At 63.6% G+C, this 22,642-nt stretch carries 24 protein-coding genes; 14 read left to right on the plus strand and 10 right to left on the minus strand.

The window, feature by feature from the left end:
• From HBA54_RS13960 to HBA54_RS14015, 12 genes are all read left to right on the plus strand, one after another.
• Nucleotides 1-1,266, plus strand: a complete 1,266-nt coding sequence (locus tag HBA54_RS13960; protein WP_167225580.1) for a nitrous oxide reductase family maturation protein NosD — start codon at nucleotides 1-3, stop codon at nucleotides 1,264-1,266.
• On the plus strand, nucleotides 1,256-2,158 hold the full coding sequence (locus HBA54_RS13965) for an ABC transporter ATP-binding protein (RefSeq protein WP_167225582.1): 903 nt from the start codon (nucleotides 1,256-1,258) through the stop codon (nucleotides 2,156-2,158). Before HBA54_RS13960 ends, HBA54_RS13965 begins: the two co-directional genes overlap by 11 nt.
• The gene (locus HBA54_RS13970; protein WP_205944646.1) at nucleotides 2,155-2,979 is read left to right on the plus strand and encodes an ABC transporter permease; all 825 of its coding nucleotides are present in this window, start codon (nucleotides 2,155-2,157) and stop codon (nucleotides 2,977-2,979) included. The genes HBA54_RS13965 and HBA54_RS13970 overlap by 4 nt, the downstream gene beginning before the upstream one ends.
• Nucleotides 2,976-3,488 carry a nitrous oxide reductase accessory protein NosL gene (locus tag HBA54_RS13975; RefSeq protein ID WP_167225584.1) on the plus strand — a complete coding sequence of 171 codons (513 nt, stop codon included), beginning with the start codon at nucleotides 2,976-2,978 and terminating at the stop codon, nucleotides 3,486-3,488. Before HBA54_RS13970 ends, HBA54_RS13975 begins: the two co-directional genes overlap by 4 nt.
• Nucleotides 3,489-3,628: 140 nt before the next feature.
• Nucleotides 3,629-4,420: an FAD:protein FMN transferase gene (locus tag HBA54_RS13980; protein WP_437126196.1), complete on the plus strand. Its 792-nt coding sequence runs from the start codon at nucleotides 3,629-3,631 to the stop codon at nucleotides 4,418-4,420.
• Nucleotides 4,421-4,448: 28 nt separating this feature from the next.
• Nucleotides 4,449-4,832, plus strand: coding sequence for a c-type cytochrome (locus HBA54_RS13985; protein ID WP_167225587.1), 384 nt, complete (start codon nucleotides 4,449-4,451; stop codon nucleotides 4,830-4,832).
• Between the two features lie 124 nt (nucleotides 4,833-4,956).
• Complete coding sequence (locus HBA54_RS13990; protein ID WP_167225588.1) at nucleotides 4,957-5,409, plus strand: c-type cytochrome; 453 nt, start codon at nucleotides 4,957-4,959, stop codon at nucleotides 5,407-5,409.
• 12 nt (nucleotides 5,410-5,421) lie between these two features.
• Nucleotides 5,422-6,792, plus strand: coding sequence for a cbb3-type cytochrome c oxidase subunit I (locus HBA54_RS13995; RefSeq protein ID WP_167225590.1), 1,371 nt, complete (start codon nucleotides 5,422-5,424; stop codon nucleotides 6,790-6,792).
• 5 nt (nucleotides 6,793-6,797) lie between these two features.
• Nucleotides 6,798-7,601 (plus strand): CbbQ/NirQ/NorQ/GpvN family protein, encoded by an 804-nt coding sequence (locus HBA54_RS14000; protein ID WP_167225592.1) that lies wholly within the window; start codon nucleotides 6,798-6,800, stop codon nucleotides 7,599-7,601.
• A gap of 8 nt (nucleotides 7,602-7,609) precedes the next feature.
• A complete protein-coding gene (locus tag HBA54_RS14005; RefSeq protein WP_167225594.1) occupies nucleotides 7,610-9,583 on the plus strand; it encodes a nitric oxide reductase activation protein NorD in 1,974 nt (657 codons plus the stop codon).
• Nucleotides 9,580-10,137 (plus strand): cytochrome c oxidase subunit 3, encoded by a 558-nt coding sequence (locus tag HBA54_RS14010; RefSeq protein WP_167225596.1) that lies wholly within the window; start codon nucleotides 9,580-9,582, stop codon nucleotides 10,135-10,137. Before HBA54_RS14005 ends, HBA54_RS14010 begins: the two co-directional genes overlap by 4 nt.
• Nucleotides 10,134-10,409, plus strand: a complete 276-nt coding sequence (locus HBA54_RS14015; protein WP_167225598.1) for a nitric oxide reductase F protein — start codon at nucleotides 10,134-10,136, stop codon at nucleotides 10,407-10,409. The genes HBA54_RS14010 and HBA54_RS14015 overlap by 4 nt, the downstream gene beginning before the upstream one ends.
• A 6-nt stretch (nucleotides 10,410-10,415) precedes the next feature.
• Here the strand turns inward: HBA54_RS14015 and HBA54_RS14020 are convergent, their stop codons facing one another.
• From HBA54_RS14020 to HBA54_RS14045, 6 genes are all read right to left on the minus strand, one after another.
• Nucleotides 10,416-10,991 carry a DUF4202 domain-containing protein gene (locus tag HBA54_RS14020; protein ID WP_167225601.1) on the minus strand — a complete coding sequence of 192 codons (576 nt, stop codon included), beginning with the start codon at nucleotides 10,989-10,991 and terminating at the stop codon, nucleotides 10,416-10,418.
• Nucleotides 10,988-11,695, minus strand: a complete 708-nt coding sequence (locus HBA54_RS14025) for a Crp/Fnr family transcriptional regulator (protein WP_167225603.1) — start codon at nucleotides 11,693-11,695, stop codon at nucleotides 10,988-10,990. The genes HBA54_RS14020 and HBA54_RS14025 overlap by 4 nt, the downstream gene beginning before the upstream one ends.
• A 217-nt stretch (nucleotides 11,696-11,912) precedes the next feature.
• Complete coding sequence (locus HBA54_RS14030; protein WP_167225909.1) at nucleotides 11,913-12,335, minus strand: DUF4915 domain-containing protein; 423 nt, start codon at nucleotides 12,333-12,335, stop codon at nucleotides 11,913-11,915.
• A complete protein-coding gene (locus HBA54_RS14035; protein ID WP_167225605.1) occupies nucleotides 12,336-14,318 on the minus strand; it encodes a methyl-accepting chemotaxis protein in 1,983 nt (660 codons plus the stop codon).
• 166 nt (nucleotides 14,319-14,484) lie between these two features.
• Nucleotides 14,485-15,597 carry a YeeE/YedE family protein gene (locus HBA54_RS14040; protein WP_167225607.1) on the minus strand — a complete coding sequence of 371 codons (1,113 nt, stop codon included), beginning with the start codon at nucleotides 15,595-15,597 and terminating at the stop codon, nucleotides 14,485-14,487.
• A 26-nt stretch (nucleotides 15,598-15,623) separates the two neighbouring features.
• Entirely contained in the window at nucleotides 15,624-16,241 is a 618-nt protein-coding gene (locus HBA54_RS14045) for a thioredoxin family protein (protein ID WP_205944648.1), read from the minus strand.
• 362 nt (nucleotides 16,242-16,603) lie between these two features.
• Here HBA54_RS14045 and HBA54_RS14050 point away from each other — a divergent pair, with 362 nt between their 5' ends.
• Both HBA54_RS14050 and HBA54_RS29675 read left to right on the plus strand, forming a co-directional pair.
• The gene (locus HBA54_RS14050) at nucleotides 16,604-17,110 is read left to right on the plus strand and encodes a GlcG/HbpS family heme-binding protein (protein WP_167225609.1); all 507 of its coding nucleotides are present in this window, start codon (nucleotides 16,604-16,606) and stop codon (nucleotides 17,108-17,110) included.
• 68 nt (nucleotides 17,111-17,178) lie between these two features.
• On the plus strand, nucleotides 17,179-18,162 hold the full coding sequence (locus HBA54_RS29675) for an MBL fold metallo-hydrolase (RefSeq protein WP_205944649.1): 984 nt from the start codon (nucleotides 17,179-17,181) through the stop codon (nucleotides 18,160-18,162).
• Between the two features lie 63 nt (nucleotides 18,163-18,225).
• On the opposite strand, the gene HBA54_RS14060 is transcribed toward HBA54_RS29675, so the two are convergent.
• The 4 genes from HBA54_RS14060 to HBA54_RS14075 form a co-directional block, all read right to left on the minus strand.
• The gene (locus HBA54_RS14060; RefSeq protein WP_167225611.1) at nucleotides 18,226-19,134 is read right to left on the minus strand and encodes an alpha/beta hydrolase; all 909 of its coding nucleotides are present in this window, start codon (nucleotides 19,132-19,134) and stop codon (nucleotides 18,226-18,228) included.
• 194 nt (nucleotides 19,135-19,328) lie between these two features.
• Entirely contained in the window at nucleotides 19,329-20,594 is a 1,266-nt protein-coding gene (locus tag HBA54_RS14065; RefSeq protein WP_167225613.1) for an NAD(P)/FAD-dependent oxidoreductase, read from the minus strand.
• A gap of 25 nt (nucleotides 20,595-20,619) precedes the next feature.
• Nucleotides 20,620-21,318 carry a c-type cytochrome gene (locus HBA54_RS14070; protein ID WP_205944650.1) on the minus strand — a complete coding sequence of 233 codons (699 nt, stop codon included), beginning with the start codon at nucleotides 21,316-21,318 and terminating at the stop codon, nucleotides 20,620-20,622.
• The gene (locus tag HBA54_RS14075) at nucleotides 21,315-22,601 is read right to left on the minus strand and encodes an FAD-dependent oxidoreductase (protein ID WP_167225615.1); all 1,287 of its coding nucleotides are present in this window, start codon (nucleotides 22,599-22,601) and stop codon (nucleotides 21,315-21,317) included. The genes HBA54_RS14070 and HBA54_RS14075 overlap by 4 nt, the downstream gene beginning before the upstream one ends.
• Nucleotides 22,602-22,642 lie beyond the last annotated feature (41 nt).

The raw sequence follows: 22,642 nt of genomic DNA on the forward strand, positions 1-22,642 counted from the left end.
ATGCTGCGCCTCGGGCTTCTGCTTGCCGCTCTGCTGTTGCCCGCCGCAGTCGCGGCGGAACAACGGGACGTGCCGGCTGAGCCCGGGGCGCTTGCAACTGTCGTATCAGAGGCGGCAGCAGGAGACATCCTGCGCCTCGCGCCGGGCCGCCACCAGGGACCCATCATGATCGACCGGCCGCTGACCCTGGACGGCGGCGGTGCCGCTGCTATCGAGGGCAGCGGTACCGGCAGCGTGGTCACCGTTGCCGCACCCGACGTGGTACTGCGCGGCCTGACCATCACCGGCTCGGGCTCTTCGCACGAGACCATTGATGCCGGCGTCTCCCTGGGCCGCAAGGCCGCGCGCGCCGTGGTCGAGGGCAACCGGTTGCTCGGCAACCTCTACGGCGTCGACGTCCACGGCGCCCGTGACGCCCGGGTTTCCGACAATGTGATCGACGGCCGCCGCGACCACCGCGTCAATCAGCGCGGCAACGGTGTCTACGTCTGGAACGCACCGGGCGCCGTGGTCGAAGGCAACGATATCCGATGGGGCCGCGACGGGATCTTCGTCAACACTTCGAAAAAGAATCTCTTCAGGAACAACCGCTTCCGCGACCTGCGCTTCGCCGTCCACTACATGTACGCCGATGACAGCGAGGTCTCCGGCAATGTTTCGATCGGCAACGATCTCGGCTTCGCGGTGATGTTCTCCAAGCGCCTGCGCATCACCGACAACATCTCCCTCGGCGACCGCGACCACGGGATCATGCTGAACTATGCCAACAGCTCCGTGGTAACCGGCAATCTCGTGCGCGGCGGCGGCAACCGCTGCGCCTTCCTCTACAATGCGCATAAGAACCGGATCGAGGGCAACCGTTTCGAGCGCTGCGGGGTTGGCATCCATTTCACTGCCGGGTCGGAGCGCAATGCGATGACCGGCAATGCCTTCATCGGCAACCGCACCCAGGTGAAGTACGTCGGTTCGCGCTGGCTCGAATGGTCGGATAACGGGCGCGGCAACCATTGGAGCGACCTTGCCGCCTATGACGTCGATGGCGACGGCATCGCCGATGCGCCCTACCGCCCGAATGATCGCATGGATCACATCCTCTGGACGCAGCCGGCGGCGAAGCTGCTGCTCGGCGCCCCGGCGGTGCAGCTCGTCCGTTGGGCGCAGTCTGCCTTTCCGGCCCTGCTGCCCGGCGGCGTGGTAGACAGCCGTCCGCTCATGCGGCCGGTCGAGATCCCGGTTCCGGATTGGGAGATCGATAATGACGGATAAACCTGCCCTCACCCTTGAGAAGGTCTGCAAACGCTACGGCAAAGCCGAAATTCTGAAGGGCATAAGCCTGACCGTGAAGCCCGGCGAGCGCGTGGCCCTGTTGGGCCACAATGGTGCCGGCAAGACCACCTTGATGAAGCTCATCCTGGGGCTGACGAAGCTGACCGCCGGGCGCATCACCGTTGCCGGTGCCGAACCGGGCAGCGCCGCGGCGCGCAGAGCCTCAACCTATCTGCCGGAGGCGGTCGCCTTTCACAAACTGCTGAGCGGGCGCGAACAACTACGGCTCTTTGCCCGCCTGGCCGGCGAATCGCCGCGTTGTGTCGAGCCGCTGCTGGAACGCGTCGGCCTCGGCGAAGCGGCCGGGCGGCGCATCGGGACCTGGTCGAAGGGCATGCGTCAGCGCCTCGGTCTCGCCCAGGCCCTGCTGGGGCAGCCACGCGTCGCCCTCCTCGACGAGCCGACCAGCGGACTCGACCCGATATCGCGCCATGACCTCTATGCCGTGATCGACGAGATCGCGGCGCGCGGTGCGGCCGTGCTGATCGCCTCCCACGCGCTGACCGAGGTTGAAGCGCGGACCGACCGCATCGCCATCCTGCGCCAGGGCCGCCTGGTCGCCGACGACACCTTGGAGCAGCTGAGGGCACAGGCAGGCCTGCCGATCCGGCTGCGGCTGACGGCGCAACGCGATGGTGCGGAGGAACTGCAAACACGCCTTGGCGGACTCCGGGTGAACGGCACCGCTGTCGAGCTTCACTGCCGGCCGGAAGAGAAAATGGATCGCCTGGCGCGGATTACTGCACTGGGCGGACTGGTCGCCGATGTCGAGATGGCACCGCCGAGCCTGGAGGATCTCTATCGCCACTATTCGGGGGAGGATCGCCGATGATGTCCCGTATTCTGGCTGTTTCGGCCTCGGAGTTCGCTATCGCCCGTCGCAATCGCTGGGTCTTCATGGCAACCGGGATCATGACCCTTTTTGCCCTGGCGCTCACCTTCGCCGGGGCCGCGCCGACCGGTTCGCTCGGCGTCGATCTGCTCACTGTCTCCGTCGCTTCGATGACCACGCTCTCGGTTTACCTGACGCCCCTTCTGGCCTTGTTGATGGCCTTCGACGCGATCGCGGGTGAGGCGGAACGGGGCGGGCTGGCGTTGCTCATGACCTATCCGGTCTCGCGCGGCGAGCTTCTTCTCGGCAAGTTCGCGGCGCAGCTTGGCGTGCTGGCCTTCGCGGTGATGGTCGGTTTCGGCGCCGCGGGCGCGACGGCGGCTCTCGCCGGGGGCGCCGGGGCGGAGAGCCTGGCCGCACTGGCCCGCCTGATCGGCACCTCGATCCTGCTCGGCGGCGCTTTCCTCGCCCTCGGCTACGCGGTCTCCGCCGTCGGCGGCAGCAGCACCGGGGCCGCAGGGCTGGCCGCCGGTCTCTGGCTGGTCTTTGTCGTGCTCTACGATCTCGGGCTGCTGGGCGCGGTCGTCTTCGACGACGGCGGCACCTTTACCCGCACGGTCTTCCCCTGGCTGCTGACCGTAAACCCCGCCGATGCCTTTCGGCTGTGGAATGTGGCCGCCGCCGAGGGGGTCGCGCTGGCGACCGGCATGACCGGCGCCGCCAGCGCCCTGCCCGCCTGGGCCGCCCCGGCGGCGCTCATCCTCTGGCCGCTGCTGGCGCTGGGCCTCGCACGGATCGCCTTTGGAAGGATCGAGCCATGAAACGCGCGCTGCTTGCTTTGCTGATGCTGGCTGCCTGCAACGACGAGGTTGCGGTGGCCCCGGACCCGGTTCCGCTCACCGACACCGCCCTCAGCCATTTCTGTCAGATGTGGATCGCCGATCACGACGGGCCGAAAGCCCAGATCCATCTGGAAGGCATGCCCCAGCCGATCTTCTTCGCCCAGGTGCGCGATGCCCTGGCCTATCTGATCAGTCCGGAGCGCGATGCCTCGATCACTGCCGTCTACGTCAGCGACATGGCGCAAGCCATAAGCTGGGAGGAACCCGGGAATGCCAACTGGGTTGCCGCCGATAGCGCCACCTTTGTGGTTGGTGCCGACGTTACCGGCGGAATGGGCGCGCCGGAAGTTGCGCCCTTCGGCACGCCAGAGGCCGCCGCAGCCTTCGCGGCCCGCCATGGCGGCAGCGTCATGGCGCTCGACCAGATCCCGGCCGAGGCCGTTCTCGGTGCCATCGACATCGGCCTGCCAGGGGAGGATGGGCAATGAAAAACGGCCTGAGCCGGCGGCGCTTCCTCACCATCTCGGCAGCCGCTGCGGCCCTGCCCGGCCGGGCCTGGGCGCAGACCCCCGTGACGCGCTGGCGCGGCGCGGCCCTCGGCGCCGGCGCTTCGATGACCCTGGTCGGCATGACCGGCAGTGCCGCCGGCGATGTTTTTACCGCGGTCGAGGCGGAAGTCGCCCGCCTGGAGGCGATCTTCAGCCTGCATCATCCCGGTTCGGCCCTGAACCGTCTGAACAGGACCGGGCGGCTGGTCTCGCCGCCCACCGAGTTGTTGGAACTGCTCGTTCTGTCGGGCGCCCTCCACCGGATCACCGACGGCGCCTTCGACCCGACAGTCCAACCGCTCTGGGAACTGCACGCTATCAGCGCCGCCAGAGGAGAGCAGCCCACGGCAGAAGCACTCGCCAAGGCTGGCGCGCGCTGCGGCTGGAGCCACCTGCGCTATGACGCCGGGCGCGTATCTTTCGCCCGGAAGGGCATGGCCCTGACCTTCAACGGCATCGCCCAGGGCTTCATCGCCGACCGGGTCGCGGCCCTGCTGCGCACCCGTGGGCTGCGCGACGTTCTGATCGACATGGGCGAGATCGCCGCGCTCGGCAGACGACCGGACGGCGGTCGCTGGCGGGCCGGGGTTGCCACGCCCGACGGTGTGATCGTGCGAGAAGTGAAACTCGCCGAGCGCGCGCTCGCCACCTCGGCCCCGCGCGGCACACTGCTCGATCCCGACGGCCGGGTCGGCCACATCTTCGATCCGCGCAGCGGCCAGCCGGCGGGGCGATGGAGTCTTGTTTCGGTTGCCGCCGGACGCGCTGCGCTGGCCGACGGCCTGTCAACGGCCTTCTGCCTGATGGACCGCAGCGCCATTGCGGCAGCGCTCGCCCAGTATCCGGGCGCATCGCTCGAAGTTCTTCTTTAACCACAGAGACCCAAAGGGGGGAAACAGCATGAAAGCCTTTAGAATCCTTGCTCTCGCCGGCCTTGCCGCCTGCCTTTCAAGCCCGGCGCTGGCCGAGGGCGATCCGGCCAAGGGCGAGAAGGTCTTCAGAAAATGCAAAGCCTGCCATACCGTCGGCGAGGACGCGAAGAACAAGGTCGGCCCGCACCTGAACGGCATCATCGATGCCGAGATCGCCTCGGTCGAGGGCTTCAAGTATTCCAAGGCCTTTCTCGCAAAGAAGACCGAAGGCTTGGTGTGGAGTGAGGCCGAGATCGACGCCTATCTAACCAAGCCGAAAAAGCATCTTCCCGGCACAAAGATGAGCTTTGCCGGCCTGCGTAAAGAACAGGACCGTGCGGATGTGATCGCCTACCTCAAAAATTTCGATTAGGCCGCTTTCGCTGAAAGACCGCGAACCGGGCACCCGGGGCACTGCTTGACTTTCGTTAAGGCCCCGGGACGCGGCGGCGGTCATTCTCGCCTCCATTGGAAAAGACTCCTCGCGGGAGAGCGTAATGCGCGAAGTTATGACGAAATCCATGGCCCGAAACGTCTTCTACGGCGGGTCGTTGTTCTTCATCGTCATCTTCCTCGGCCTGTCGATACACAGCCACATCTACATCGTTAACGTATCGACCGATAAGGCGGGCCTGACGGAGACCGTGGCGCAAGGCAAGCGCATTTGGGAACGCAAGGCCTGCGTTAACTGCCACACCATTCTGGGTGAAGGGGCCTATTTCGCCCCCGAGGTCGGCAACGTCATGGAACGCTGGGGCGTCACCGACGATCCGGAAGCCGCCTTCGAGGTGATGAAAGCCTGGATGGACTCCCAGCCCTCCGGCATCGAAGGGCGGCGCCAGATGCCGCAATTCAACCTGACGGACGACGAGGTCCGCGCCCTTACCCAATTCCTGCTCTGGACGAACACAATCGACACGCAGGGTTGGCCACCGAACGATGCCGGTTGAGGAGATCAAGCGATGAAATACCAAACACAGAAGATCGCACAGATCTATTTCCTGGTCGCCATGGCGCTCTTTGCGATCCAGGTCAGCGGCGGGCTCCTCGCAGGCTGGATTTATGTGGCGCCGAACACGTTGAGCGAGCTTCTCCCCTTCAACATCGTGCGCATGCTGCACACCAACAGCCTGATCGTCTGGCTGATCGTCGGCTTCATGGGGGCAGCCTATTTCCTGATCCCTGAAGAATCGGAGCGAGAGATCCACTCGCCGATGCTGGCCTACCTGCAACTGGCCATTCTTGTCATCGGCACACTGGGTGCGGTCGTGACCTATATCTTCAATCTGTTTGAAGGGAATGTGCTGCTCGGACAGGAAGGGCGTGAGTTTCTGGAGCAACCGCTCTGGGTCAAGATCGGCATCGTCGTGGCGGCACTCATCTTCCTCTACAACATCACCATAACGGTGCTGAAGGGTCGCAAGACCGCCATTTCCAACGTCCTGCTGCTCGGTCTTTGGGGCTTGGCGCTGCTGTTCCTTTTCGCCTTCTACAATCCGGAGAACCTCAGCCTCGACAAGCAGTACTGGTGGTACGTGGTCCATCTTTGGGTGGAAGGTGTCTGGGAGCTGATCATGGCCGCCATCCTCGCCTTCCTGATGCTGAAGCTCACCGGCGTCGACCGGGAGATCGTCGAGAAATGGCTCTACGTCATCGTCGCCACGGCGCTCTTCTCCGGCATCCTCGGCACGGGACACCACTACTACTGGATTGGCACGCCCGCCTATTGGCAGTGGATCGGATCGATCTTCTCATCGCTTGAAGTGATTCCCTTCTTCGCCATGATGGCCTTCGCCTTTGTGATGGTCTGGAAGGGGCGGCGCGATCATCCGAACAAGGCCGCACTTCTCTGGTCGCTCGGCTGTGCGACCCTGGCCTTCTTCGGTGCCGGCGTCTGGGGCTTCATGCACACGCTGCACAGCATAAATTTCTTCACCCACGGCACCCAGATCACCGCCGCCCACGGGCACCTCGCCTTCTTCGGCGCCTATGTCTGCCTGAACCTGGCGATCTTCACCTACGCCTTCCCGATCCTGAAGAACCGGGATCCCTATAACCAGGTTTTGAACATGGTGTCGTTCTGGCTGATGGCCGGCGGCATGACCTTCATGACCTTCGTCCTTACCTTCGCCGGCATCATACAGACACACCTGCAAAGGGTCTTGGGCGAGTACTACATGGATGTGCAGGATCAGGTCAGCCTCTTCTACATCATGCGCTTCGGCGCCGGGGTTGCCGTTGTCCTGGGTGCCTTGATCTTCATCTACGCCGTGCTGATGCCGCGTAAGGAGATCATCGAGCCCGGCCATAGCCGGCCGGTTGCCGCGGAGTGACGACTATGCAGGCACATCGGACACAGGAGGGGGCGACAGCCCCCTTCTACTTTCCACAGGGCGATGAACGCGAGGTCTTTGCCGCTGCCCAGGCAAATGGCCTGCCCCTGCTGCTGAAGGGCCCGACCGGTTGCGGAAAGACCCGCTTTGTCGCCCATATGGCGGCACAGCTTGAGCGGCGGCTTTACACCGTCGCCTGCCATGACGATCTCTCGGCCACCGACCTGATCGGACGCTATCTGCTGAAGGGCGGCGAGACCGTCTGGGTCGACGGCCCCCTCACCCGCGCGGTCCGTGAAGGCGCAATCTGCTATCTCGACGAGGTGGTCGAGGCCCGCAAGGACGTGACCGTGGTGCTCCATCCGCTGACCGACGACCGGCGCATCCTGCCGATCGACCGCACCGGCGAGGAACTGGAGGCCGCCAGCGGTTTCATGCTCGTCGCCTCCTATAATCCCGGCTACCAGAACATCCTGAAAACCCTGAAGCCCTCGACGCGCCAGCGCTTCCTGGCCATCGAGTTCGATTTCCCGAACCCCGAGCAGGAAACCGAGATCGTCGCGGTGGAGAGCGGCCTGCCGGCGCAGCGGGTGGCGCCGCTGGTGCGCCTGGCCGGCAAGCTGCGTGGACTCAAGGGACAGGATCTGGAAGAAGGCGTCTCGACGCGCTTGCTCGTCTACTGCGCCACCCTGATCCGACAGGGCATGCCTGTCGAACGGGCCATCCGGGCCGCCATGATCGAGCCGCTCACCGACGATGAAGACGTAAAACGCGGGCTGCTCGACCTGGTGACCGCCGTCTTCGGATAGGCTTTCCGGTGCCGGACCACAGCTTCGAACCCTGGGAGCCCGAGGAAACCGTCGGCAAACTTTGGCATGCCATCGCGAGCCGGCTGGACGTTGCTGAGATCCATGAGGAAGCCGCGGTCGACCTGCAGGACATCGGCGCGCGCCTGGCGGTGTTTTTTCGCGCCCTCGGCGGAAAGCATTCGGTCGAGATCAAACCCGCCGTGCCGGAGACCAGCGGCCATCGCCTCTCCTGGCGCCGCCGTCTGGGAACCGCCGAAGAGCAGGTTGCGAAAGCCTCCTTTGATGGCGAGGCCCTGCGCCTTCCCGCCCGGATCGCCTATTTTCCGCAACCCGCCGCAAATGCATCGCTGTACTTCTGGCTGGCCGCCGTAACGGCCCATGCGCCGGAGCCGATCATGGAAGAAGATCCGCTGCGCGCCGATCTGCGCGCGCTGGCGGCGGCACGGCAGATGACCAGGGCAACACTGGAAAACTATCCGGGCTTGAACGGCCTCTACAGCAAGCTTGCCCTGGCCTGCCGGTCAGCGCGCCGGCCCCGCAACCTGCCGCGCTGGGAAGCGGCGGTGGAACGAACGGTTCTCACTATTCTCGACAACGACACCCCCCCCGATCCCCCGGCAGCAGATACCCAGAACACTGATTTTCTGACGGCCGCTCTGGTCGACCTTGTCGCGGAACCTGACGCCGACTTCGGCGCGCTTCGGGCGCCCCGCGGATACCGGCCCTTCCTGCCGGTTCCGCTCTGGCCGGACCTGCAGCCGCTTGCACGCAGTGCCGGCGCCACCTTCGACCCACCGGAGACCGGCGGCCCGGTCCAGGACAGCAAGGACGGGGTCCATCGCGCGCGCCGCCAAAAGGCCGATCAGGCCGAACGCCGCGACAGTCTGATCCTGCACAGGTTCGAGGCGATCCTTTCCTGGGCTGAATTTCTCAACCTCAACCGCCGGGTGGACGATGACGATCCGGACAGCGCGAAGAAAGCCGCCGACGATCAGGATGAGATCGCCCTGGGACAGATCACCAAGGCACCCGCCACACGCTTGAAACTGCACCTAGACCTCGCACCTGAGGATGTTAGCCGTGAGCGTCTTTCCGGCGTCCATCTCTATCCTGAATGGGATGTGCGAAGCGGGCTTTACCTGCCCGATCACTGCCGCGTTCTGGCAAGCGACGCAGAATCCGCCGAAGAACCCGCCGCCTTTGCGACCGACCCGCGCGCGCAACGCCGTATCCGCGCGGTCAAACGCCAGTTCGAGGCCTTGAGACCGCGCCGAGTCGTTCTGCCCGGCCAAGCGGATGGCGACGACCTGGACCTGGAGGCCGCCGTGCGCTCACACGTGGAGCTGCGCGCCACGGGGCGGGGGTCAAACCGCATCTGGCGGGCGACGCGCACGCAGGCGCGCGACCTTGCCGTATCGATCCTGCTGGATGCCTCGCGATCGACCGAGAGCGCCGTCACCGGACGCGCCGTCATCGATATCGAGCGCGAAGCATTGACCGCGCTGGCCTGGGGGCTGTCAGCCTGCGGCGACGACTGTGCCATCAACGCCTTTTCCTCGCTGCGCCGCGACCGGGTCTACCTGCTTCGCTGCAAAGCCTTCGACGATCCGATGAGCGCCGCCGTGGAAGCGCGCATTGCCGGCCTTCGCCCGGGCTTCTACACCCGTTTGGGGGCCGCCATCCGCCACGTTTCGGGTGAACTCTGCCAACAGGCGCAACAACGCCGTTTGCTGCTCGTCATCACCGACGGCAAGCCCAACGACCTCGATCACTACGAAGGCCGCCACGGCATCGAGGACAGCCGCATGGCGATCCGCGAGGCCCGCCGCGCGGGACAGGCGGTCTTCGGCGTGACCATCGACGCAACAGGAAAGTCGTGGTTCTCCCGCATCTTCGGGCGTGGCGGCTACGCCGTCATTGCCCACCCCGACCGGCTGTCGGCCGCCCTGCCGGACATCTACCGCCACCTGGTGGGGGCATGAGCGAAGGCGCGACGGAAAGCCGACTGTCGGAATTGCCCGGCGATCTCATGATGTGGGTGCTGATCGTCAGCGAACTCCTGGTGTTCGGCGCGGGCCTCGCCGCCTTCCTGGCCGTGAGAACCACAGACACCGGCGGCTTTGCCGAAGCGCAGGATCTGCTCGACCGGACCGCAGGGGGCATCAACACCGCCGTGCTGGTGACCAGCGGGCTCTGTGCGGCCCTGGCCGTGCGGTGGCGCAGGGCGCACCGTCGCCTGGGCGCAAGGCTCTGGCTCGGCGCGGCGGCCCTTCTCGGCGGCCTTTTCCTCTGGGTAAAGGCGGTCGAATACGGCGACAAGATAGCCGCCGGGATCGGAACCGAGACCCATCCCTTCTTCACTTTTTACTATCTGCTGACCGGATTCCACGCCGCCCATGTCGCTGCGGGCATCATCATTCTTGGCCTGATCGCCTGGCGTGACAGCTTGAACAATCTGGAAACCGGAACCGCTTTTTGGCACATGGTGGACCTGGTTTGGGTCCTGCTGTTCCCCGTAATCTATCTTCTGCGATGATCGGATTGATCGGCGACAGCCTTTGGCGCGGATGGGCCGGGTTGCTCATCCTCAGCCTTGCCAGCACCCTTGCGGCGCAGTGGGTGGGTGCCGGGATTGCCACCCCCCTCATCGGGGCCCTTATCCTTGCCCTGGCTTACTTCAAGGCGCGCCTGATCCTGTCGCGTTATCTTGGATTGGCCGCCACACCCTTCTGGAACCGCGGCTTCGGCATGGTTCTCGGCGGCTACATGGCCGGTTTGCTGGTTCTCTACCTGATTCCGCTCCGGTAACGGGCCTCACACGGCAAGCGCCGGCAGCAGTTTGTCGGGCAGATCGAACTCGGCAGCGACCCGGGCCCGCCCTGCCGGTGACATCTTGCGCGCTGTCTTGGCGACGATGCTTAGAACATGGTCCGGATCACGGCCTTCGGCAAATCCGGCGAAGTACCAGCGCAGAAAGACGAGACAGATGATGTCCTCCAGCATCTGCACATCCGCATCGCGCTTAATCCCTTCCTTGCGCAGCATCTGTGCGACCCGCTCGCCATCGTCCGGCGCATAGCCGGCCTCGATCATCAGGGCCGCAACCCGCTCGCCATGAAAAGCCGCCTGATCCCTGCGCCAGGTGAGGTATCCTTTGCGGCCCTCGGGATAGGAGCTGCGCGGCATCTTCCAACGCTCTATGTGCTGGCCCCTGGCCGCGATCTTCAGATGCTCCGAGGCTTCAGGACACACGCGGCCCAGTTCCGCCGACATCCGCTGCCCATAGAGAAAAGCGGCAGGCCTTTCGTTCTCGCCGTCCCGCTCAAGGGACGGATCGGCCGCGTTGGCCGTATCGATTGCCGCAAGTACCGTCTCAAGCCGGCTGCTCATTGAACCCGGCTCCAGGCCGCGGCGCGGTCCTCGTCGACATAGCCGCGCAGGCGCGCCACGTCAGAGATAGCCGCGTGGTTCTGGCTGACCTTCACGCCGACGTCCTTCAGCCGGGCGAAAGACCGCGACAGGCTCTCGGGTTGCATGCCGAGCCGACCGGCGATCAACACTTTGTCGTAAGGCAAGGTCACGGCACAGGCGCCTTCCGCAATCGGGCAGAGATCGAGCAGGAACTCAGCCACACGCTGGGCGCCGGTATGCGCTTTCAGCTGTTCGACCTGGGCGACCAAAGCGTGGAGATGCCTGAAGGTCGACGCGAGCATCGCCGTGCAAAGCTCCGGCCGCGACTTCATGAGGCCAAGGATGAGACCGGCGCGCACCGGCATCACGCGGCAGTCGGTAACGGCCTCGGCCGCCACCGGATAGACATCGTTTTGAAATGCCGCCGCCTCGCCGAAGCTTCGGCCCTTGGTAAAGACACCAACCACCGCCTCGGCTCCGTTTTGCGAAATTCGGAACAATTTCACCCAACCATCGAGCACTATATAGACACTCTCGGCGATTTCTCCCTGAAGAAAGATCGTCGTGCCTCGGTCGAAGGCCCGGGTTTCTGTATGTGACAGGATGGTTTCGACCAGGTCCTCAGGCACACTTGCCAAGAGCACGGACTGCCTGGCGACATGCCGGTCATCGTTCTTTCGCATGGTGTTCCCCAGTACTGCTTTGGGCAGAAAGGTACCGGAGGTGTGGCAATGCAACATTGAGGTGTGTCAACCAGGCATGGTAACCGCTCAGGGCTCATGCTATGGCAGCGGCCCTGCCATAAACTGACAAAGTCTCTCCTTTAAGATAGAGGTACGGTCGCGGAAACCCGCGGCCGCCGAGACGGACATTCGCTCGCCGAGCCAAGTCATCTACCGCTCAATTTGGGACCAGGTTGCCCAGCTCGCCAACGTTGAGGAAGTGGCGGATCTCATCGGTCTTGAAGCCGAGCGCCATGGGGCGGACGGCACCGGGCAAGGTCACGACGTCATAAAGTTCCTCGACCACGCCCTCGATGCGCAGCCAGTGAACGATATCGCCGCCCTTCAGATCGGTCACCATCAGACCGCAGCGCGCATCGCTGTCGGCCTTGGCCAGGTTGTCGTCCAGCGCCAAGCCGCTGAAGGTGCAATTGCCGCGCGGCCGCGACAGCCCAACCACGGCAAAGTCGCCGATGAAGCTCAGCCCGCGCAGATAGCCGGGGCAGAAGGCCACCCGCTCGAACTGTCCCTTCTTGGGATCGACATAGGCGAAGTATCCGGTACGGGAGTCCAGCAGCCAGTGATCCCTTTGACGCTCGATCTAAGAGGCGCGAACCTTGGCCAGGAAACCACGCATCTCAGACTGCAGTTGGGCGGCCTGCTCGTTGAGCGTGCCCGAGGCCGAGACGACCTCCGTAACCGCCTGGCTCGTCTCGCCCGTGTCCTGACGGACCAAGCCGATGCTCTCCGAGACCGCCGTGGTGCGGTTGGCTGCATTTTGCGTATTCCTGGCAATTTCCTGGGTCGCCGAAGACTGCTCTTCGATGGCAGCGGCGATGGAGGCGGTCACCTCGCCGATGCTCTGAATACGGCAGCTGATGGAAGCGATTGCCTCCACCGCGCCACCGGTCACCGACTGCATAGCGTCAATCTGGCCGGAAATCTCCTCCGTCGCCTTGGCGGTCTGGGTGGCCAGGCTCTTGACCTCGTTGGCGACCACGGCAAAGCCCTTCCCGGCGTCGCCTGCCCGTGCCGCCTCGATGGTGGCGTTGAGAGCCAGCAGATTGGTCTGCTCGGCAATGTCCTGAATCAGTTTTACCACATCGCCGATCTTCTCGGCCGCTTCGGCCATACTCTTGACCGTGCTGTCGGTTGCCGTGGCTTCCTGCACCGCTTGATCGGAAACCTCGTTCGCCTGGGTCACCTGCTTTGAAATCTCGGCAATCGATGCACTGAGTTCCTCAGCTGCCGTCGCGACGGTCTGAACGCTTTGGTTCGCCTCTTCGCAGGTAGCGGTGACCTCCATCGTGCGCTCGTCGGTACGCTTGGTAACTTCAATCATGTGCTGGGCGGTCGATTCCATCTGCCCGGCGCCGCTCGACACGCGACCGGCAATCTGCCCGACCGTAGCCTCAAAGCCGTCAGCCAGTTCACCCAGCGCCCGCTGTTTTTCTTCTGTCGCCCGGCGTTCCGACGCGCGCTGCGCATCCTCCAGGCGATTCTTTTCGATCGCATTGTCTTTGAAGACCTGGACGGTTTCAGCCATGGCGCCCAGTTCGTCACGACGCCCTATGCCGGGAATCTCGACTTCGGTCTCGCCGTCGGCCAGGCATCGCATGACCCCGGTAATGGCCGAGATCGGCCGGGCAATGGAACGATTCATCCCCCAGGCAATGGTCAGCGATGCAAGGAGAACCGCCAAACCGATACCGAAGGAGGTGATCCGGCCCGATGTCAGCGCTGCGTCGGCGGCGCTGCGGTCGAAGCCGATGACGGCAACGCCGATCACATCGCCGCTAAAGTCGGTAATGGGGGTCAGCAGGGTCGCGTGGGCCAGGCCATCGATGACGACCCTTGGCAGAATTGTCGGGTGTTCCGAGGCCGCGGCGGCACGCAGCAACGACTCGTCGAAAGCAACGCCCGCCGGAAAGGTCGTGGCAAAAGTCTCCACAGCCTCGTCGCGCAGCACATAAAGCGCGGCCAAAGCCGCGGAACGCTCCGTAAAACGGTCGAAAAAAGCCTGACCGAAGGAAAGACCGAACTCCACCGAGCCGACCTGGGCGCCGTCATTCAGCACCGGAACGACGCCACGCATGCCAAGGCCGGCGACACCACGCTCAAGACCGGAAACCGGATCACCCAGCGCGTTCACATCGACCACCGTCAAACGGAAGGAGGAAAGGTCGTCGCCGAACTTCTGCGGCTTGTGCACGCGCAGGAAAGAAGTCGCCGGCGCCAGATGGAACTGAAACTGACGAACCCCCTGCTCTTCCTTCATCTTCTTGAAACCAGGCACGAAAATACCGGCCAGGCCGTCGCGGTCCCGGGCCGCAAAGAGCTGCTGGACCTGCGTGTTCTCTGAGACGGTTGTCGCCATGGAAACCGCCCGATTGGCCTCTGCCTCGATGGCGTCGACCAACTGGCTGCGCAAACCGGACAGCTTCTCCTCGAAGGCCTCTTCGCTCATGCCCGCGGCAAGCCAGAGGTTCGCAGCGGTCGTAACCGCAACAGCCAGAAGAGCCGTCAGCGCCAGTGCCATAGCCAGGCGTACACCGATTTTTCGGCTCCGCAGTTTCCGTAGCATGATCTGCCCTTCCCCAACTATCGAAGTGAGTAGCCAGAGTCGGATTTACATATTATTTCTTTTGAATGTATTAAGCGCCCTACATATAGGATCAAGAGCTTATGCTTGCGATCAAAACCAATCGTAATGATTATACAGTCACTCAAGGCAAGTGGTTCTGGAGGCCTCAGCCGAAAGGCTCGCGGCCGGTAAAGTACAAAGCCGAGATCGCCTCACGGACGCCACCGCTTACCAGATAGTGCAGACCGAAGGCCGCACCCAGGAAGATCGAGCCGAGCGCAAGCGGCGCGCTCATGGAAAGAGTCGCCATCCCGGAAATACCCTGCCCGACAGTACAGCCAAGCGCCGTCACGCCGCCGAAACCCATCAGAAAAGCCCCCAGAAGATGACGCCGCATTTCCCGAGCGTCATCGAAAGCCTCAAGCCGCAGTTCGCCTTTGGCCGCCGCCGTCAGGAAAGCGCCGGCAATGGTTCCCAGCACCAATCCGACGCCGAAGTCGATGCTTGCCCCTGAGAAAGTCAGCAGATAGACGATGGTTTCGCCCGGCGGCAGAACATAGCTCAGCGATTCAACCTGCTGTGGTTCGAAGGGATCGGCGCCGACAATCCCCGTCGCGGCGAAGCCGGATGCCACCACGATACCGATGACGACACCCGCGGCAATATCCCGCCGTGCCGAACGAAACCCGGCGCTTCGGAAACACCACCAGAAGATCACCAGAGAGACCGCACCGCCAATCACAAGGCCGGCCAGCGAACGGTCGATCTCCAGGACGTCCGACAGCAGATGGGAAAAGCCCTGCCCGCCGATACCCTTTAAATCCCAATTCAAAGGTTCAATCAGGGATTCGCGCAGGATGCCGGTGAGGCCCCGTGCCGTCATGTAAGCCGTCAGGCCCAGGACCAGGAAGACGACGAAGGCCCGCAGATCACCGCCGCCCAGGCGGACCAAGGTCCCGTAACCGCAGGTTCCGACCATCGCCATGCCAAAGCCGAAGAGCAGCCCGCCGACGATTGCACCGGCCCAGCCGAAGTCGCTGGAGAGATAAAAGCTTTGATCGATGCGGGCGACTCCCCAGGCGTCGAGAAACTGGACGATGATCATGGCGACTGCGATCGCAAGCGCCCAACTGCGCAGTCGCCGGGTATCCTCGGCAAGGATCCAGTCCTCGATTGCCCCGAAGGTACAAAACCGCGCCCCGCGGGCGACCGCACCGACGACAAGCCCGGCCAGCAGGCCGCAACCGGCCAGCAACAGAGATGTCGATATGTCACCCATGGATCAGACCTCGCGGCGGCGATCCCTCACCAGACATCCGCGGACTTACCTTCGGCCTCCAGCCGGGCAAACTTGTCCTGAAGGTAGCGCTGAAACGACTGGACCTGGTGTTGGCCGTCGCGGACATATTCAAACATGGTGGCAAAGTGAAAGGGTTTGAAGTAGCCGGGCATACGGGCCACCTCGCTCGACCGCCCCGGTTTGCCCGCAACGGCCTGCGGATCGTTTGGAAAGAAAACGATGGTCGGCGTGAAATTGATCTGCCATTTGCGCGCCAGCGCGCGCTCTTCAAGCTCTTCGCCATCGAAATCGGTCACCGCCCGACTGCCCCAGAGATCAAGCTGCAGGATATCGAAATTCTGCTGCAGATAGGAAACGATCTTCGGCCGGCTGAGATTGACCGCATGAAGCTCGCGGCAATAGGGGCAGCCGCGCTGCTCCCACAAAATGGCGAAGTGCCGGCCATTGTCCGCCGCGTCGGTCAGGTCTTCCTGCAGATCCAGAAAAGACTCAACGAACCAATCCTGGACATGAAGGCCGTTGTCGCCCACCTCGGGCTCTGACGCCCGCGCCCTGAGCGGGATTGAAAGACAGGTAGCAGCGGCCATAGCGGCCAGCATCAGGGTTCTTCGATCACTCTCCATGACTGTCCTCCCCATCATGAGTTCGTGTCATCGGCTTGAACGCCGGCGCGGCATCTGTCGGCAATCAGACGGTTTCGTCTCTGCGCAGGGCAGTCTTTTCAGACCGAGCGATGACTTATTCTTTTATATTCAAATTATTATATATATAGTGCCTCGGTGACAACAACAAAGCTCTGGGGGAAGCCGGCATCTGCGGAGCACCACAGGGAATACGACGCCTGTTTTACGGCGGCGAGACCATCGATGACCCGGTTGACGCACTGCGTAAAGTCGGACGCGCGCTTGGCAACAGGGGCCCGGGGTCACGGCACCAGCGCTTCGCCGCCAACCGCTTCAATCGCTTAGCAATCGGGAGAACTCTCATGATCCGTTATCCTAGTCTGTGTCTTGCCGCCGCCGCCGCCGCCGGCTTTTCCATCACAACAGCCGCTGCGCAGGATGCGATCGTGACCTTCAAGTCCCTCACCCCAGACGTGGCTGTGGAAGCGGCACAGGCCGCTCTGGAAAGCTGCCGGGCAGAGGGCTATCAGGTCGCCGTCTCGGTGGTCGACCGCGCCGGCAATCTGCAGACCACGATCCGGGACCGCTTCGCCGGCCCGCATACCCCCGACACCTCCTACCGCAAGGCCTGGACCTCGGTCAGCTTCCGTACCGATACCCTGGAACTCGCCAACCTCAGCGAAAAGGGCGAAGCCTGGGGAATCCGCAATGTCTCCATGGCCCTGCCGCTTGGCGGCGGCGTGCAGATCCTGGCCGGCGACGGCAGCATGCTGGGTGCGATCGGCATCTCCGGCGCCCCCACCGGTACGGCCGATGCAACCTGTGCCCGCGCCGGCATCGAGGCCATCGAGGAGAAGCTCATCTTCTGATCCGCCGCAGGGTCACCCGGAACGCACACAACGACAATCGGCAAAAGCCGGATACCGGAGGAAAACAAGTGACCAGATCACTCACCCCCTTCGCCCTTGGTCTCGTGTTGAGCGGATGGCTGTTCTCAGGGCTCGGCCTGGGAAGCCTGTCAGCCGCCGCCAGCGAGCAGATTCCCGATCAATATCCGCAATCAGTGCTCTACGCCAAACCGGTGGAGGTGATCCCCTACGTCTGGTCGGCCATCGGCGCCACCGCACCGCCGGGCTACGAGAATTCCGGGCACAACAACAATCTCTCCTTCATCGTCACCGGCGACGGGGTCATCGTCGTCAACGGCGGTGCCAGCTATCAGCTCGCCAAGGCGCTGCATGAAGAAATCAAACAGATTACCGATGAACCGGTGAAGCTGGTGGTCAACGAAAACGGCCAGGGGCACGCCATGCTCGGCAATGCATACTGGGCCGAGCAGCAGGTGCCGATCCTGGCCCATGTCGAGGCGGCGGAAGAGTTCGAGGACCGCGGTCCGCAGATCCTGTCGCGGATGCAGACCTATAACAAAGAAAAATCGGCGGGCACCGTCCTTCAGGGGCCCACGGAAACCTTCGAGGACGAGAAGGTCATCGAGATGGGCCGCTTCACAGTCGAAGTGAAGAACCTCGGCCCGGCCCATTCCCCGGGCGACATCGTGGTCTGGTTGCCCGACGTGAGCCTGGTGATCTCCGGCGACATGGCCTTTCACGAGCGGATGCTGCCGATTTTCGACGACACGGATACGGCAGGTTGGCTGGAAAGCTGGGAGACCTTCGAAGCCCTGCAGGCGACCTACGTCATCCCCGGTCACGGTCACCCCACGAACATGGATCAGGTGCGGCGCTATACGAAGGACTATCTGGTCTACCTGCGCGGCCTTGTCGGCAAGCTAATCGAAGAAGGCGGCACCCTTGAACAGGCCTACTACGTCGATCAGACGCCCTATGCCCACCTCGATACCTACGAGCAGTTGGCGAAGCGCAACGCCGGACGGGTATTCGAGCAGATGGAGTTCGAGTAGGCGACGGCCTGAAACCGGCCGACTCCCGTTCAGTGAGACAGGTTTGGCAAGACAGGTCGCGCTCTATCTTCGAACGAAATCGGCAACGAGGTCGGCGGCGTCTTCCAGGTAGAAGTCGAGAAAGAAATGATCGGCGTCCTCGACGACGGCCAACCGGACTTCGTTCCCATCGACAAGGGAGCCGAACCGCTCAGGCACCTCGGGTACGACCTGATCAACCGAACCGGCAATGATGAGAACCGGCACCCCGATCGACGGAATTAACGACGGCGTCAAACGCCGCGGCTCCGGACCGTAGTGGGACAGGACGCTGTCCGCCGTCGCCTCGGTATCCTCGCAGTAGGCGAAGCCGGGTAAAGACATCAAGGTCGCGCCCTTCCCCTCGGCGGCCAGCATTGCCGCTTCTTCCAGGACCGGGCCGAGCCCCACGCCAAAGCGCGCACGATACTGCGCCGCGACAGCTTTTTGCCCGCTGCCGACAGAAGGCGCCAGAAGGACGACTCCCGCCATCGCGGGATCGCTTTTCTCCACGGCGAACCAAGCGACCTGATTGCCGCCCCGGCTGTGTCCCAACACGGTCACCTTGGACGCCCCCTCCTTGCGGAGCCACGCCAGCCAAGCGGCGATCTCCTCAACGGCATCGCGATGCAGGTAACGATGCGGCTGCGCACAGTCGTACATGCCGCGCCGCCGGTCGATGCCCAACGAAAGACTATGGGCGAGGCTCGCAATGCCCCGCTCGGCGAGTGCCGCCTGAAGCCCCTCGATGATCTCCATATCCTTGTGCGCCAGGGTTCCATGGGTGAGCAGCACCGCGTCACTATCCAGTGAACCGTTTTCCGGAAGCACCAGATCGCCCAGCAGGACGGTCCCGCGGAAAGACAGCTCGACCTCCCGCACGGCCTGCGCCTGCGCGCCCGCGCTTGCAAGCAGCATCAGGGTCAATACGAGCGACGTGGTGAAACGAGCCATGGGACGGTTCCTTCTATCTGCTGCCTATCTGCTGCGGCGTGACGACCGACCGAAGGCTCACACCCAGGGCGCGCGGCGCCGAGCGAGAAACCTGCGATGTCATCGACAGGATCGAGACTTGGACCGCCGCGGTGTCCTGAACAGAAAAGTCGCGCCGGAGCCCTGCCCCGGCGCAAAGTCTGCGGGGGCAGGATTCAACCGAACATGTCGGCCGTGATTCCGGCATACCAGCCAATCGACTCTTCATAGGTCCGCTTGCGAAGACCGGCCGCCTCGCCGGTCTGAGAGATAAAGCCGTCGACTTTGGCGATTTTCTCCTCGGTAGGCTTATAGGTGGCCCCCACCTTTACGCCGTCGTCAGTCTCGATCAACGACCAGCAGGTATTGGAGAACTTGGCCGGGAAGACCTTCGACCCGGTCAAGGCCGCACGGACCGCCATGGCACAGACCTTGGCCTGGCTGTTGGCCGCGAAACCCGACTTCGGCATATCGCCCTGCTGGGCGGCATCGCCCAGGACATGAATGTTCTCGTCCATGCGGCTCTGCATACTCGCCGGCACCACGGGCGCCCAGCCGGCCTCGTCGGTCACCCCTGCCAGCGCGGCGATGTGTCCGGCCTTCATGGCCGGAATCACATTACAGACATCGACCTTCTCGACCGTGCCGTCGATCACGACTTCCATACTATCGGGTCGGACTTCCACGACATCGCCGCCGAAATCGGGGCCAATCCGGTCGACCATGCCCGCATAATGGTCTTGCCAGCCTTCCTCGAACAGGGCCTGCTTCGAAAACTTGGGTTTGGGATCGACAATCAGGATCTTCGCCGTGGGGTTTCGTGCCTTCAGGACGTGAGCGACCATGGAGACCCTCTCATAGGGCCCCGGCGGGCAGCGGTAGGGATTCGGGGGTGCGACCATGCAGAAGACGCCTCCTTCAGGCATGGCTTCGACCTGCGCCTTCAGGAGTTCAGCCTGCGTACCACCCTTGTAGGCATGGGGCATGGCGTTCTGAGAGGTGAGATCCCAGCCGGGAACGGACCCTTCCTTGAAGTCGATGCCGGGCGAGAGAATCAGACGGTCGTAGGGCACCGAACCGCCACCGGCAAGCGCAACGGTCTTCGCCCCCCGATCCACGCCGATGGCGTAGTCATGCAACACGTTAACGCCGTAGTCGCTCGCCAGCTTGCCGTAGCCGTGGCCGAGCGCGGCCATCTCATGGAAACCGCCGATGTAGAGGTTGGAGAAAAAGCAGGTGTAATACCTGCGGGTCGGTTCGATCAGAGTGACGTCGATCGCCCCTTTGCTATCCTTGGCGACATAGCGGGCCGCCGTTGCACCGCCGGCGCCGCCGCCGATCACGACCACCCTGGGCCTAGCCTGACCGAGGACGGCCGGTGCCGACAACGCCGCCGCCGCACCAACCGTCGTTCCGATGAACTGTCTTCTGCCGAACTTCATTTTTTCCTCCCTTGAACGATTCCGGTTATTCGAGCCCTCCGAAGTATGCCGCCAAGGCGGCAATCTCCTCGTCCGATAAGCGGCCGGCAACCATCCGCATGACGGGATGGGGCCTGAGCTGCTGCTTATAGGCGTGCATGGCCACGACGAAGTTTTCGTGCGGCCAGTTTGTGATCGGTGGAATGCCCTGGTTCGAGCCGTCCGCCTGATGGCAGGTCGTGCATTCGCTGGAGAGATATTCGCCGTAGTCCGGGTCTCCTTCCAGCGTGAGCACCGCAGGGTCCAGGTTAGGGTCGTCCAAACGAAGGGTCGGCTCACTTTCCGGAATGTCCCGCGGATTGTCGGAGAAGCGGCGCAGGTAGGCGAGAACGTCCGCCCGGTCCTGCGCTTTCTTCAAGCCTTGGAAATTCATGCGCGTCGCCGACACCATGGACTTCGGGTTTTCCAGAAAGGCATCCAGTGTTTCGTAAGTCCAGACCAAGCCGTCGGCGCTGGCACGCTGCATGTGTTTCGAGTACTTGAAGCGTTCGACTGTCCCGGCCGTTCGGCCGAACACACCGTTCAGGTGCGGGCCGACGCGGTTTATCGCCGACTTGCCGACCTGATGGCAGGCGCTACATTTGCGAAAGACATCGACGCCGCGTTCCGCATCACCGACGGTTTCTGCGGCGGCACCTGCCGCAACGGCAAGGGTGAAGGCCATGGCCGCCGCAAGGCTTCTCACGAGACGGCTCCATAGATCTGCTGCAGCATCATGGCGGGCCAGGCCGCTGCCTCCCGCGCATTGCTGCACCGCGTCGTCTCGTCCTCTTCGACATCGCTCACGAAGCGCTCGACCGAGGCGAAATGCCGGCCCTCGGGCCGATAGCGCCCGCCCAGCGTCACGGCGTCATCGGGTGTCAGGAAAGTCCAGCACTGGTCCGCAAGATCGATCGACGCCTCGGCAGGATGCCCGGCGACCCGCTCGACAAGGTGAGCGACGGCAAGCCCGGCCTGGGCAATCGCCGAGCCGGCGGATTTGGACATTTCGCCGGCGGCGGCCACGTCACCAACCAGGTAGACATCCGGATCAGTGGCGGATTGCATGCTGATCGCTTCGACGGGGCAGTAGCCGGTTGCATCGGCAAGGCCCGCCCGGATGAGAAAATCGGGCGCCGACTGCGGCGGCACCGCATGGACCAGATCGACCTCAAAAGCCTCGAAGTCGGTTTCGATCAGGCCTTGGCGGAAATCGATCCGTTTGACGCCGCCATGAAACTCTCTTGGAATCCATTCGACGGCATCATCGTAGTAGTCCGCATAGGCCGCTTCAAAGAGCGCCTGCATCGGATAACCGTCTTTCTCGTCGACGATGAGGATCTTCGCCGACGGGTCTCTGCCCTGCAGGCGGTGGGCCAGCAGGCAGGCCCGTTCGTATACCGCCGGCGGGCAGCGATAGGGCTGCGGCGGCGCCACGATCCCCAGGGTGCCGCCCTCCGGAAACCCGGCCAGGCCCGGCAAGCCGGCCGAGCAAGCGGAGCCCGCCGTCCAACAGGGATCCGGCTCGCCGCCTGCTGTTTCGCCATACCTGCCCAGAGAGACACCCGGCGCCGCGATCAACAGATCGTAAGGCAGCTGCGTCCGTGTCTCATTCCTTTGAACCGTCACCTGCTTCCGCCGCCGGTCCAGGGCAATAACACTGCCGGCCATCGTGGCGACGCCGCTTTCGCCCAATCGCAATCCGAGATCCACCGTTGGCGCGGCCTCGCCGAGCAGGCGGCCGGTTTGCAGGAAGGGAGGATAATAGGTCTTGGACGGCCCGGTCAGGACCAGGATATCGGCCTTGTCGCCAAGCTGCTGCACCAGAAGCCGCGCCGCCGTCCCACCGCCGGCACCGGCGCCGATAATCACGATGCGAACACCGCGGGCAAAGGAAAGCGACGGCATCGCCAGAACTGCGGTCGCTGCCGACCCGGCAGTCAGCACCTGGCGTCTCGTCAGTGCCGCAATCCGACCGCTGTTCTTCATTATCGAGACTTCCCGTCTAGAAAAAGAGCGGCTGCAACCGA

This window comes from Pelagibius litoralis (assembly GCF_011683915.1).
Classification (GTDB): Bacteria; Pseudomonadota; Alphaproteobacteria; order Kiloniellales; family Kiloniellaceae; genus Pelagibius; species Pelagibius litoralis.